At 32.8% G+C, this 13,088-nt stretch carries 17 protein-coding genes; 8 read left to right on the forward strand and 9 right to left on the reverse strand.

Annotated features, from left to right (window positions below; translation table 11 throughout):
• Positions 1-60 precede the first annotated feature (60 nt).
• The 9 genes from BUC29_RS15750 to BUC29_RS15790 all read right to left on the reverse strand — a co-directional run bounded on the left by BUC29_RS15750 (position 61) and on the right by BUC29_RS15790 (position 6,672).
• Positions 61-1,119 (reverse strand): nucleoid-associated protein, encoded by a 1,059-nt coding sequence (locus BUC29_RS15750; RefSeq protein ID WP_073417129.1) that lies wholly within the window; start codon positions 1,117-1,119, stop codon positions 61-63.
• 41 nt (positions 1,120-1,160) lie between these two features.
• On the reverse strand, positions 1,161-1,520 hold the full coding sequence (locus BUC29_RS15755; RefSeq protein ID WP_073417130.1) for a four helix bundle protein: 360 nt from the start codon (positions 1,518-1,520) through the stop codon (positions 1,161-1,163).
• Positions 1,521-1,616: 96 nt separating this feature from the next.
• Entirely contained in the window at positions 1,617-2,159 is a 543-nt protein-coding gene (locus BUC29_RS15760; protein ID WP_073417131.1) for an IS1096 element passenger TnpR family protein, read from the reverse strand.
• Positions 2,160-2,355: 196 nt separating this feature from the next.
• Positions 2,356-2,955, reverse strand: a complete 600-nt coding sequence (locus BUC29_RS15765; RefSeq protein WP_073417132.1) for an HPP family protein — start codon at positions 2,953-2,955, stop codon at positions 2,356-2,358.
• A 96-nt stretch (positions 2,956-3,051) separates the two neighbouring features.
• The gene (locus BUC29_RS15770; protein ID WP_084538663.1) at positions 3,052-4,329 is read right to left on the reverse strand and encodes a chloride channel protein; all 1,278 of its coding nucleotides are present in this window, start codon (positions 4,327-4,329) and stop codon (positions 3,052-3,054) included.
• A gap of 446 nt (positions 4,330-4,775) precedes the next feature.
• On the reverse strand, positions 4,776-5,165 hold the full coding sequence (gene gloA2, locus BUC29_RS15775) for an SMU1112c/YaeR family gloxylase I-like metalloprotein (RefSeq protein WP_073417133.1): 390 nt from the start codon (positions 5,163-5,165) through the stop codon (positions 4,776-4,778).
• 3 nt (positions 5,166-5,168) lie between these two features.
• A complete protein-coding gene (locus BUC29_RS15780; protein ID WP_073417134.1) occupies positions 5,169-5,741 on the reverse strand; it encodes a sugar O-acetyltransferase in 573 nt (190 codons plus the stop codon).
• 3 nt (positions 5,742-5,744) lie between these two features.
• Positions 5,745-6,203: a YciI family protein gene (locus BUC29_RS15785; RefSeq protein ID WP_073417135.1), complete on the reverse strand. Its 459-nt coding sequence runs from the start codon at positions 6,201-6,203 to the stop codon at positions 5,745-5,747.
• A gap of 10 nt (positions 6,204-6,213) precedes the next feature.
• Complete coding sequence (locus BUC29_RS15790) at positions 6,214-6,672, reverse strand: DinB family protein (RefSeq protein ID WP_073417136.1); 459 nt, start codon at positions 6,670-6,672, stop codon at positions 6,214-6,216.
• 139 nt (positions 6,673-6,811) lie between these two features.
• Here BUC29_RS15790 and BUC29_RS15795 point away from each other — a divergent pair, with 139 nt between their 5' ends.
• The 8 genes from BUC29_RS15795 to BUC29_RS15830 all read left to right on the forward strand — a co-directional run bounded on the left by BUC29_RS15795 (position 6,812) and on the right by BUC29_RS15830 (position 13,079).
• Positions 6,812-8,971: a TonB-dependent receptor gene (locus BUC29_RS15795; protein ID WP_073417137.1), complete on the forward strand. Its 2,160-nt coding sequence runs from the start codon at positions 6,812-6,814 to the stop codon at positions 8,969-8,971.
• A gap of 345 nt (positions 8,972-9,316) precedes the next feature.
• Positions 9,317-9,724 carry a DUF2141 domain-containing protein gene (locus BUC29_RS15800; protein WP_084538664.1) on the forward strand — a complete coding sequence of 136 codons (408 nt, stop codon included), beginning with the start codon at positions 9,317-9,319 and terminating at the stop codon, positions 9,722-9,724.
• A 47-nt stretch (positions 9,725-9,771) separates the two neighbouring features.
• Complete coding sequence (locus BUC29_RS15805) at positions 9,772-10,392, forward strand: hypothetical protein (protein ID WP_073417139.1); 621 nt, start codon at positions 9,772-9,774, stop codon at positions 10,390-10,392.
• Between the two features lie 20 nt (positions 10,393-10,412).
• Positions 10,413-11,753 (forward strand): 2TM domain-containing protein, encoded by a 1,341-nt coding sequence (locus BUC29_RS15810; RefSeq protein ID WP_073417140.1) that lies wholly within the window; start codon positions 10,413-10,415, stop codon positions 11,751-11,753.
• On the forward strand, positions 11,753-12,058 hold the full coding sequence (locus tag BUC29_RS15815; protein ID WP_073417141.1) for a 2TM domain-containing protein: 306 nt from the start codon (positions 11,753-11,755) through the stop codon (positions 12,056-12,058). The genes BUC29_RS15810 and BUC29_RS15815 overlap by 1 nt, the downstream gene beginning before the upstream one ends.
• Entirely contained in the window at positions 12,058-12,387 is a 330-nt protein-coding gene (locus BUC29_RS15820) for a 2TM domain-containing protein (protein WP_073417142.1), read from the forward strand. The genes BUC29_RS15815 and BUC29_RS15820 overlap by 1 nt, the downstream gene beginning before the upstream one ends.
• A 2-nt stretch (positions 12,388-12,389) precedes the next feature.
• Positions 12,390-12,695 (forward strand): 2TM domain-containing protein, encoded by a 306-nt coding sequence (locus BUC29_RS15825; protein WP_244160837.1) that lies wholly within the window; start codon positions 12,390-12,392, stop codon positions 12,693-12,695.
• Between the two features lie 15 nt (positions 12,696-12,710).
• A complete protein-coding gene (locus BUC29_RS15830) occupies positions 12,711-13,079 on the forward strand; it encodes a 2TM domain-containing protein (protein WP_073417144.1) in 369 nt (122 codons plus the stop codon).
• Positions 13,080-13,088 lie beyond the last annotated feature (9 nt).

Genomic DNA, 13,088 nt, shown 5'->3' on the forward strand with positions numbered 1-13,088 from the left:
CAGTTACATCTTGTAACTGCCATTTTTTGTTTTAAGTAAGTAATAGAAAATGAAAACTTCTTAGCTTTTTTCTTCTTTGTTGAAATACACTAAGTAGTAATACATTTGTTTTTCTTCATCCCAGCCTTTTTCAACAAATTTTTCTGCGCTTTCAGGATTAATAAAATCCATTTTAATCTGAATGTGAGTATCCAGGTTAATCACATTTTTAATCGATTTTCTGGCGTCAGAAACTGCTGCGTTTGCAATAGGGAATGAGGTTACATCTTCGATGCTGTATTTTTCTCCTTTATCAACTTTATAGTTTTTGAATTCAGGAATTAAGTCCGGATTGTCTAATACTTCATTCAGGAAATTCTGTTCTTCAAACTGATCATTTTTAGCGAAATAATTCACAGATCGGTTCATAAACATTACTTCCTCTTTTTTGTCTTCTGCTGGCAAAACCACGTCTTTTGCGAAGTTCTGGCAGAATTTTAAATATTTTTTAGTGATGAAGTTTTCATCTTCAAAAGCGTCTACAGATAAAAAATGCTCTAGCCAGTAACGCGCGTCATAACGGTTGCTGTCTACAGTCAGGATTTTGTAGCCTTCTTCTTTTTTGTAATTGAAGATCAAACATCCTTTGTCTAATTTACTAAGATTAATACCTTGCTGCAGAATCATCTCAAGGTTACTTTCCTTTTCTTCAAACTGTAAAAAGTCAGACTGCAATTCGCTTTTAAAAATACCAATTGCATCAACGACATTATTATCAATACTTAAGTTTGTCAAGTAAGTAACATATACCTCTCCGTTTTTAATGTGCGGATGATTTGACTGCTCGAATAAATGCTTTGTGATGTTTTTCGAAATTTCATGAACATTTGACGGATTTGCAAAAATCTCAGTTGCATATTTGAACATGTCGTTGTAATCCAAGTCCACTTCGTGTGCAAACTGATAATAGTTTTCTTCTTTTTCTCTAAAAGGCTTAAAAAAGAATTCTTTAATCAAAGGAACAATCTCATCATTTAGATTAAATGGCTGCTCTGATAAAAAAATCGCTTCATTACGGCTTTTGTTTCCTACGCGGTGTATCGAAAGTGATTCGATGTGGGTGTTGAATAAGTTTATCATTTTTAAGGTGCTGAGGTTCTAAGTTGCTAAGGTACTAAGGTTTAGTTTCTATCTTTTATTTTTTTTATAAAAGAAACTAACATTCTTTCCACCTCTCGACTATCCTCGTATAGTTTGTTAAAATCTTCTTCTTTTAAATAAGATATATTTTTTGCGATCTCTAATTGCGTCTGCATTTCAAATAGAGAACCGATAGAAATACTTAAAAAGCGTAAAAGTTCTTTATCACTTTCTCTTCCATATCCTTCGGCAATATTGCTGGGAATAGAAATCGAGCTACGTCTAATTTGTGAAGTTAATCCGAAGACTTCTTCTTTGGGAAATTTGTTTGTTAAGGAATAAATTTTGGTAATCAAGGTCATTGATTTCTGCCAAACTAATAAAGTTCTAAAATTGCTCATTTCTTATTTTTATATTCGAATTAAAAATAAGAAAAATCTTTCAAAATAAAAACCTTAGTATCTTAGCATCTTAGTACCTTAGAACCTCAAAAAAAACTAATTCCAATTCTCCTCAAACCCATAATCTTCGAAGCTGTCGTCGCCGTCGAACATATCAAGGTCATCTTCGTCAAGATCATCTTCAAATTCTCCGTAGATATCGTTGTGCATATCATCGGCTTCGAAGTTTTTTTCGATGGCTTCGTCCGGCATAACTCCATGAGAAAATAAAGTTTCAGGATAAGTTGCACCAACAGTCTCTTCTTCAATTGCTGCCAATTCTACTAAGAAAGTCCACATGCTGATGAAATCATAAACGTAGATAATCTTTGTATTTTCTTTATCTAAAATACTAGATAACGGATAATCGTTCATGGTTCTTTGTTCTCCCGGAACATCGCCCGTATCAAAAAGAGGAATTTCATCTTCCTGATTCCAAGTCTCATCACAAGTATAAAATGAAGCAACTTCTGATCCGTCAAAACCAAAAGCATTGAAGATTGCATTGTGTAAATCCTCAAGTGTATCGTCTTCAAGAATTGCAATGTCTCTGAAAATATCTTCTTCGGCGTCTAGAATTACTCTAAATTTATAAACCATAATCTTTGTTTTTATTGAGAGGTCAAAGGTAAAATATAAAAAATGAAATACGAATCGTGAAATACGATTTGTTGAAAAGATTTTTTCAGTTTTTTGGTTAAGCGATGTCGATTGTCAGGCTGAGCGAAGTCGAAGCCTTACACCAATAGGAAAGCCCTTCGACTTCGCTCAGGTTGACAAACTATAGAAATAATATCTATTTGCCAGTCAGTCTCTTTCTAATTTTATGATACTGTTTGTGGTAAGTACTGTGACTTGGATAACTTCTGCTCGAAGTCATATTGTTAAAAATCAAAGCTGTAAAAAATAAAATTAAAACTCCGGTTAATACTGGAGAAAGTACATACATGTATCCTAAAGCTTTTACTTTTTCGGTACCGATAACAGCGATTAAAGCCGTTGCACCTCCCGGTGGATGAAGTGTTTTGGTAATCTGCATTAAAATTATGGCAATAGAAACGGCCAGCGGAGCTGCTATATACATAATATCCGGAACCAATTTATGAACGGTTACGCCAACAAAAGCCGAAATTACATGACCGCCTATCAGGTTTCGAGGCTGCGAAAACGGACTTTGAATAATACCGTAAACTAAAACACTCGAAGCTCCAAAAGAACCAATTAAGTAAACGGCATCATTTCCTGAAAAATGCATCGATTGAAAATAAGCTAAAATTCCAATTCCGACAAATGATCCTAAAAAAGACCAAAAATGCTCTTTATAATCGATTAGAGTTTCTTTGTAAAGTATGTAACGGGTTTTGCGATAGCTTCTTTTTATCTTTTGAGTTGGCATAATTTTAAATATTCGTTGTGGTATTAATAGTCATGAATTCACGAATTTGTATGTTCAATTAAAGAAAAATAATTCATGAATTCGTGGCAAAAAAAATTATTTCGTCAGGTTTGGAGCATAGCTGTATACTGTATAAGGATAAATTGTTTTTGCTGTATATTTTGAAATTAAACAAACAGCCAGAATTGGTAAAAACAGAGTATAATCGTTTGTTAATCCGCATACTAAAAAGATAGCTGTAAACGGAGCGTGGATACTGGCGCTTAAAACAGCAGCCATTCCGATAATTACAAAGTTAACCGGAATTACATTCACATGAAAAAAACGGTTTAAAGCCGAAGCCAATAATAATCCTAAAAAAGCACCAATAAAAAGACTCGGAGCAAAAACGCCCCCGTCACCTCCGGAAGCCAGTGTTATTGAAGTAACAATTGGTTTTAAAATTAATATTCCGATGAAAGTTAAAGCCAAAGTTACCGTTAATGTAATATCTGCCGAATTTCCGAAAATGTCTTTTATTGCGTGGTAACCTTCGCCATATAATTGCGGAAAAAAGAACAATGAAATACTCAAAACTGCAGAACCAATTATGATTTTATAATAATGTGTATCGATTTTTCCGAATTGCGATTTGAAGAATAAAACACATTTGGTTAAGTAAACTGAATTCATTCCGGCTAAAATCCCTAAAAGAATAAAATACGGAATTGCTTTAAGATGCCATGTCGTTATAGAAACGGCAAATAGAGGCTCTTCTTTTAAAATAAAAAGTAAACCAAAAGCAATCGAGACTGCAATTGCATTTGTAATAACAAATGCTCGTGTTACTTTTCTGGAAATTACTTCGAAAGCAAATAAAATTCCCGCAATCGGACTGCTGAAAAGTGCAGTAACTCCGGCTGCAACGCCAGCGCAGATTAATTCGGTTTTGTATTGACGGAAAACATTTTCTTTTTCGTGTGCTACAGAACCAATTGTAGCCGTGGCAACAACGGTAGAAACTTCGATTCCGGTTGAACCGCCAAAAACTACAGTAAGTAATCCGTTTATAAAGTGTGATGGAATTTTATATGAAGGAAGATTTTTTGTGGTTTTGGTACTTTCAAAAACTTCTTTAATTCCTTTGTTTTCTTTTTTCTTAAAAAGATATTGTCTTAGAAAATAAATTACAGATAATCCAAAAACCGGAAAAATAATATAATATATTGGGTTTACCGAAACTTCGTGAAAGAAGATTTCTTCATAATATTCGGTTATTTTTTTGAGTGAAATTCCGAGGAAAGCCGACAGGAAGCCAATTAAAATAGAAACAATAACTAATTTTCGGAATTTAATGAATTGATGATTTTTCTTGATTTGCGCCGTTTTATTCATCAGGAGAGAATTTGTATTCGCATTTTTTTATGCGGATTACAAAATTAAGGATGAAATTCGGTTTTTTATAGGAAATATTAATTTTAGTGTGTTAAAACTGGTGTAAACAGGAAAATTCTTTCAGTATGTTTTTCTTGAATATTACTGATTTAGGGCAAAGGTTCAAAGGAAAAGAGGTTCACAGTTTTGAAATATTAAATAGCATAAATTGCCTCCAGCTTTAGCTAGAGGAATGAATTAGATTAGTAAAAAGGCTTTAGCCAAACTAACGTTAGTTTGGCTAAAGCCTTTCAAGTTTGACTTTTAAATCATCCAGCTAAAGCTGGACGCAATTAAACTATTTGTTCTTTAGACAAACGAGAAATCACACAAGTGAATCGAAGAGATTGGTAATAAAAAAGTAAACCTATGTACTTCCGTTCCTTTAAACCTTTGTTTCTTAGAATTTATCTTTCATAAAACTCAATCGGTAATAAATCAGGATCTGAAATAAATGTAAAACGCTTTTCAGTCGTTTCGTCAATTCTTATAGGTTCAGATTCTATATTTTTTGAAGTTAAAAAAGCAACAGTTTCATTTAAATTAATTACTTCAAATGCCAAATGACGCAATCCAACGGCTTCTGGTCTTGAAGGTCTTTTTGGCGGATCTGGAAAAGAGAATAATTCAACCACATAAATTCCATTTAAAGCCAAATCTAATTTATAAGACTGGCGTTCTTCTCTATAGATTTCCCGAATAATTGTTAATCCTAAAATTTCGGTATAAAAAGTTTTAGATTTTTGATAATCAGAGCATAAAATGGCAATATGGTGAACTTTATTTAAGGTAAGCATTTTTTATTTTGATTCAGATTCTTGATTTAATTTTCGGATTACTTTTGCCGGATTCCCTACTGCCAATGAATTATCAGGAATATCTTTTGTAACAACCGATCCGGCACCAATAACGCAGCCTTTTCCAATCGTTACGCCTGGACAAATAACAGAATTTCCGCCAATCCAGCAATCGTCTCCAATTGTTACAGGATAAGCATTTTCGAGTGTTTTTCGTAATTCGGCGTCAAGCGGATGCGATGCTGTATAAATTTGAACATTTGGCGCAATAAACACATTCGATCCAATATTTACAGGCGCACAATCTAAAACAACACAATTTACATTGAAATAAACGTTTTCTCCACAGAAAATATTATAGCCGTAATCACAGTGAAAAGGTGGTTCGATGTAAAAACCATCTCCTGCATTGGGAATCAGTTCTTTTAAAATTTCTTTTGCTTTTTTGGTAACTCGGTATTCTTTTACATTTAAACTATGCAGAAGATTTTTTGCAGTTCGGCGGCCTTTTACTAATTCCGGATCAAAAGCGTTATAGTATTCGCCCGAAATCATTTTTTCTTTCTCTGTTTTCATTTTTTACATTTTCGTCTTGGCAATCTTATCATGTATTTTCACAGTTTCCTGCAAAGCTGCGGTACAATACCAAGGCGTTAATTCGGCTTCGAGTAAATTGGCTTTTATGGCAGGATCTGTTACTACGAGTGCTTTTGCTTCGTCTACTGTTTCAACATTAAAAATATATATACCACGATAATTTCTATCATTTTTCATAAAAGGTCCGGCAACAACCAGTTTTCCTTCTTTTGCCAGTTTATTGATATTGGCCATATGCCCTTCAAAAAGTTTTTTGGTTTCTTCTTTTGAAGCCCTTGTATTGGTTCCCGATTTCAAAAGACAGAAAACATATTTCTTCATTCCGTATTCATCGGCATTTAAAGATTTTGCCAGATTTTCATCAAATTTGATTTCAGTTTCTTGAGAAAAACCGATTACATTAATCAATAAAAAACCTAATAAAAAGAAGGATTTTTTCATGACAATGTTTTTAAAGAAGTTTTTTCAAAATTACAATTTGTCCCATATGATACACATCATGCTGAATGATCCCGTGAATATCTTCATAAAAATTATGATTGTTATTTTGATCTATTTTCTCGAAATCCTCATCATTAAAATTACTCAAACACTCATTCCATAATTCCTGAGATTTTGCCAGACTTTGCAATGATTGTTCCCAAGCTGGTTCAGATGAATCTAAAATGGGTACAAAATAATTATGATCGGGAGTTGTGATTATTTCCCCCTGAACGCGTTTTAATATGTTTCTTCGCCATTGTATTAGGTGATTGACAATTTCCCAAATTGTGTTTAAATTAGGATTGATTTTTTTATAAGCCTGAGCCGCAGTTACATCCTTTAAAGTATCTGCTAAGGTAACTTCAAGCCACGGATTTCCATTATAAATGGATTGATACAAATTCGAAACTCTTTTACTTTCTGACATAATTAATAGTTTTAGAAACACTACAGCTAAGATACAAATTAGTAATTTACAACTCATCCTTAAAATTCTACAATTCGGTTATTATATATTTTTTAACAGGAAATGTTAAAATACATTTGCTTCATCAAAAACCAATACTATGAAAACCAGAATTACTTTTATTTTATTATTACTAAGCACTTTTACTTTTGCTCAAAATATTATTTCAGGAAAAGTTTTGGACCAAAAAGGGAAACCAGTTGCCGGAGCAAACATTTATATTGATGGAACTTACGACGGAGCTACAAGTTCTGAAACAGGAGATTTTTCTTTTGAAACTTCTTCAACAGGAAATCAGTTTTTAGTTGTTAGCTTTTTGCTTTTCGAAACTTTCAAAAAAGAAATCGATGTTACGAACTTTAAAGATCAAACGGTAAAATTAAGAGAAAATGTAAATGCTCTTGATGCCGTTGTCATAACAGCCGGAACTTTAGAATCTGGAGACAAAGCGAGAGTATCGGTTTTAAAACCTTTGGATATTGTTACAACGGCAGGTTCAGCGGGAAATATTGTTGCGGCTTTACAGACTTTACCGGGAACACAAAGTGTGGGCGAAGACGGACGTTTATTCGTTCGTGGAGGTGAAGCAAGTGAAACACAAACTTTTGTAGACGGAATTCGCGTGGCACAGCCGTACGGAGCAACGACAAATAATTTACCAACAAGAAGCCGTTTTTCTCCTTTCTTATTCAGCGGAATTGCATTTTCTACAGGAGGTTATTCTGCCGAATATGGTGAGGCTCTATCAAGTGTTTTACTTTTAAATACACAGGATGAACCGGATCACAATAAAACAGATATTGGTTTAATGACAGTTGGGTTGAGTTTAGGAAATACTCAAAAATGGACAAAAAGTTCATTAAGCGTTAATATGGCTTACATTAATTTAGCGCCTTATCAGGCAGTAATTCCACAAAATGTGGATTGGAATAATCCGTATCAATCACTTGGAGGTGAAACAGTTTACCGATATAATTTTACAAACGGAATTTTCAAATTATACGCTGCCTTTGATTCTGAAAAATTCGATTTAAATCAAAAAAATATCAATTTCGAAAATCCTGTCAGAACAGATTTGAACAACAATAACTTTTATTTAAACTCTTCTTATAAAGGAACTTTTGGAACGGGATGGCAGTTAACAACCGGAATTAGCTACGGTTACAGTAAAAACAAAACAAAATACGACATTAACGATATTAATGCTGATGAAAATGCAGCACAGTTGAAATTAAAATTAGGAAAGAAATTTTCAAACTATTTCAAATTGTCTTTTGGTACAGATTATTTCATCACTAAATACAATGAAAACTTTAATGATAATATTTCTATTAATGTAGATAACGGATACGATTCTAATATTTTTGCAGCTTATACCGAAGCAGATATTTTATTCTCTAAAAAACTGGCCATGAAAGTTGGTCTAAGATATTCAAACAATAGTTTATTAGACGAAAATAATATTGCGCCAAGAGCATCATTAGCTTATAAAGTTTCAAAAAGCAGCCAGTTTTCTTTTGCTTACGGAGATTTTTCTCAAACACCTGTTGTAGATTATATTAAGTATTCAAAATACCATCAGTTTGAAAGCGAAAAAGCACAGCATTATATTTTGAATTATCAGTTTACGCAGCCGGGACAGACTTTTAGAGCTGAGGCTTATTATAAAGATTACAGCAATTTAGTGCAATATAATACAAGAGATATTCAGTACAATTCGGTTTTCAATAATAACGGAAAAGGTTATGCAAAAGGATTGGATTTATTTTGGAGAGACAGCAATTTGTATAAAAACTTAGAATATTGGATTTCCTATTCTTATATCGATTCTGAAAGACAATACAAGAATTTCCCAACCATGGCAACGCCAAGTTTTATTGCCAATCATACTTTATCTGTAGTAACAAAATATTTTATTACAGATTGGAAATCACAAATCGGATTCACAAATAGTTACAGTTCAGGTCGTCCGTACAACGATCCAAACCAAACGCAGTTCATGAACGGAAAAACTAAATCATATAATAGTTTGAGTTTTAACTGGGCGTATTTATTGACAACACAAAAAATCTTGTATTTCTCAGTTTCAAACATTTTAGGAACGCAGAATATCTTCGGATACGATTACGCAAAATTACCAGATCCAAATGGAGTTTACCAAAGACAAGCAATCACACCAACTGCCGATAGATTTTTCTTCGTAGGTTTCTTCTGGACAATCAGCCAGAATAAAAATGAGAATCAATTGAAAAATTTGTAGCCGCTAAGTTGCGAAGGTTCTGAGGTGCTAAGATTTTAAAAACTAAAAAAACTCAGAACCTCAGAACCTTCAAAAAAACAATTCATCATCAAAAATCAACAACTCAGTATCATTTAATTTTAAGAGAGTAAAATCTGATATACTTTTGAAGAGTAAATTAAAAGGAACAAAGAAATAAAGTAACAAAGTGACAAAGGTTCAAAGTTTTTTAGAATGTCAATAATCATAAAATCTAACCTTTGTCCCTTTGCCACTCTGAACCTAAAAAAAAGAGTTTTAATCATCAACAAAAAAACTTAGAATCTCAGAATCTTAGCAACTTAGAACCTTAAAAAAAAAGAACCCATGACCAAAATTATTACCATAATCACGTTATTTATTTGCAGCTTAATGTCTGCTCAAAATGTTAAATTGACTGTTTCTGTTACAGGTGTAAAAAACAATACAGGAATTGTAAAAGTAGGTCTGTATAATTCAGACGGTACTTTTCTTAAAACGACATACAAAAGCCTTTCTTCTGAAATTAAAAATAATGAGGCTGTTGTAACATTTACAGATCTTCCGGCAGGTGAATATGCAATTTCAACATATCACGATGAAAACAATAACGGAAAGCTTGATAAAAACGCAATGGGAATTCCTTCAGAAGATTATGCCACTTCAAACAATGCAAAAGGATTTATGGGGCCGCCTTCTTACAAAGATGCTAAATTTGTTATAGCAAAAGATTCTAAAATTGAAATTATATTATAAATAGTAACTAACAAACAAATCAAAATAACCATTTAATAACTTATAAAATGAAAAAAATCATCACTTTAATCGCATTATTTGTAGTAGTAATAAGTTCAGCTCAAACGCAGTTTGAACAAGGAATGACAAAGGCTTTCGGACTTTGGAAAGAAGGTAAAAATGCAGAAGCTTCGGCATTATTTGAAAGAATTGCTGCAGCTGATAAAACAAGCTGGCTTCCTAATTATTATGTAGCGATGGTAAACGCAACAGCGGTTTTTTCAGAAAAAGATAAAACAAAAATTGATGCTCTTTTAACTAAAGCTCAGGATGCATTAGATGTAGAATTTATTAAAGATCAAAATAATGCAGAATTATATGTGCTTCAGGCTCTAATTTATACAGGATATGTAGTAGCAGACCCAATGACAAACGGAATGAAATATTCTGCAAAAGTTATGGAAGCTTACGCAAAAGCAAAAGCCATTGACCCAAATAATCCAAGAGCTGTTTTTGGAGAAGCTGATTACCAGATTGGCGGCGCAAAATGGACTGGTGTTGATACAAAACCGCTTTGTGCACAAGTTGATAAAGCTATTGAACTTTTTGCTACTTTTAAACCAGAAACTCCTTTTTCTCCAAAATGGGGATTAGACAGAGCTCTTGAAGTTCAAAAAAATTGTAAATAATTTAATTTAAAATAAAAAGAATGACCTTAAAACCAAATATCTTAAAAGCACTTTTAATAGGCGGAGTAGTTTTTATATTCTCCTTTTTGATTCGCTTTGCATCATTTGGAACTGCGGTATTTACCAAAGATTTGTACATCTATTTTTTGTACTGCATGTTGTACAGCGTTGTTTTGTATGTGGTAAACGCTTCATTATTTGTGTATTTGGATAAGGTTTTTGAAGGAGCAAACAGATTTTCTGCCAGACGAATTTTTATTGGCTTTATGAGTTCATTTTTCATTTCGCTTTTCGTCATTTTTATATTGCGCATTTTTACGCAGGTTGTTATAGAGAGACGTCCTTTATTGAGCTTTTTAGCAAATGAAGATCCGGCAAATTATATAGAATCCTCGGTCATTACTTTTATCGTTTTACTGATATTTCACGCATTACATTTTTATAAATTATATCAGGAAAACAAAGTTATACAACAAAAGATTATTGCGGGAACGGCTAATGCCAAGTTCGAAAGTTTAAAAAATCAAATCGACCCACATTTTCTTTTTAACAGCTTAAACGTTCTAAGTTCTTTAATTGAAGAAAACCCGGATAATGCACAGCGATTCACCACTTCTTTGTCTAAAATTTACAGATATGTTTTGGAACAAAAAGATAAGGAACTGGTTTCTGTAGAGGATGAATTATCATTTGCAAAAACCTATATGAACCTGCTGAAAATGCGTTTCGAAAATAGTTTGTTTTACGAACTGCCTGCAGAAAACATAAATCCGGATGCCAAAGTGGTGCCGCTTTCTTTACAGCTTTTACTAGAAAATACAGTAAAACACAATGTAGTAAGCGAACAGAAACCATTACATATTAGAATTTTTATTGACAAAGATTATTTGGTTATTCAAAATGATCTTCAGAAAAAAGAAGTTCTGCAGGATAGACAAGGTGTTGGATTGCAGAATATTGTAAACCGTTACGGAATTATAACCGACAGAAAGGTGCTGATTGAACAAGATGAAAAGAATTTCTCGGTTAAGATTCCAATTTTAACAAAACAAATTACTGTTATGGACATAAGTACAGAATACAACGACGAAGCTAAAGCGTATTACAGAGCTAAAAAAAGAGTAGAAGAGTTGAAAGGATTTTATGGAAATTTAATTTCATATTGCTGCGTGATTCCGTGTTTGGTTTTTATCAATTTACAATTCTCACCTGGATTTCAATGGTTTTGGTTTTCAGCTTTAGGCTGGGGATTTGGAGTTGCCATGCATGCATTTAAGGTGTTTGGTTACAGCTCTGACTGGGAAGAAAGAAAAATTAGAGAAATTTTAGAAAAAGAGAATAATCAAAAAACCTGGAAATAATGACCGATAAAAATCATCTTGAGGGAGAACGATATTATCATGCTCAAAAAAGAGTAAAAGAACTCAGAGAATTTTACGAGCATCTAACAGTTTTTGTTCTTGTAAACCCAATTGTAATTGTTGTGAACATTATGACTTCGCCAGGATATTTATGGTTTCTGTGGTGTTTGATGGGATGGGGAATGGCAATTGTTTTACACGGATTGAAAGTTTTTAATCTTCCGCCTTTTTTTAATAAAAAATGGGAAGAAAGAAAAATCAGGGAAATTTTAGAAAAAGAAAGCAATCAAAAAAACTGGGAATAATGGAAACAAATTCTAGTAACAGTTCAGAAGAAAATGTTTTGAAAGAACTGGCCAGCAAAAAAGTAGTTAAGTTAAAATCATTTTATAAACATACATTTCTGTACCTGATTGCTTTAGCACTTTACCTTTTAAAAGAATATACAGAACTGCCGCTGCATTTCATTCCGATTAATTTTCTAAATGATGTAGTAATAATTATTTGGTCGGCCGTATATGTTGGATCTGCTATAGATATGTTTGTCTCTTTCAGAATCTTTGGACATGATTGGGAAGAACGTAAATTGAGAAGTCTTTTAGAAAAGAAAAATAAAACACAAAAATGGGAGTAATCATGGAAATGAATTTTAATGAAGACGATAAATACTTTCAGGCAAAAAAGAAAGTAGAAAGTATTAAAGGATTTTACGGAAATCTGGTTGCTTATGTATTAGTAAATGCAATTTTGATTTTTATAAACCTGTATACTTCACCAAAATATTTATGGTTTTTCTGGCCATTAATGTGGTGGGGAGTTGGAGTAGTCCTTCATGGTTTGAAAGTTTTTGAAGTATTTCCAGTTCTTGGAAAAGGCTGGGAAGAAAGAAAAATCAAAGAATTCATGGATAAGGAAAAAGAGAACAAAAACAAGTGGAAATAATTAAATAAATAATATATGGGACGTTTTAGAAGACGTATGTATGAAGCATATGCGCATGAATTCAGCACAGACGAAAGCTACAATAATGCATACAGAAAAGTAAAAAGATTAAAAGGTTTTTACTCACACTTAAGAATTTACCTAATTGTAAATGTGATAATTATTATCGCAAATTTAAACAGGGATATTTTTACTGAAAACATTCACGAAAGCGGATTAATGGACTGGCAGACGTATTCGACAGCATTTTTCTGGGGAATTGGTTTATTGGCTCATGCAATGTCTGTTTTTGGCCGTGATCTTTTCTTTAGCAACGACTGGGAGCAGAAAAAAATCCAAAAATATATGGAAAAAGAAGCCGCAAATACAAATAAATGGGAGTAACTTTGAACT

The organism is Flavobacterium defluvii (genome assembly GCF_900129555.1).
GTDB classification, from domain to species: domain Bacteria; phylum Bacteroidota; class Bacteroidia; order Flavobacteriales; family Flavobacteriaceae; genus Flavobacterium; species Flavobacterium defluvii.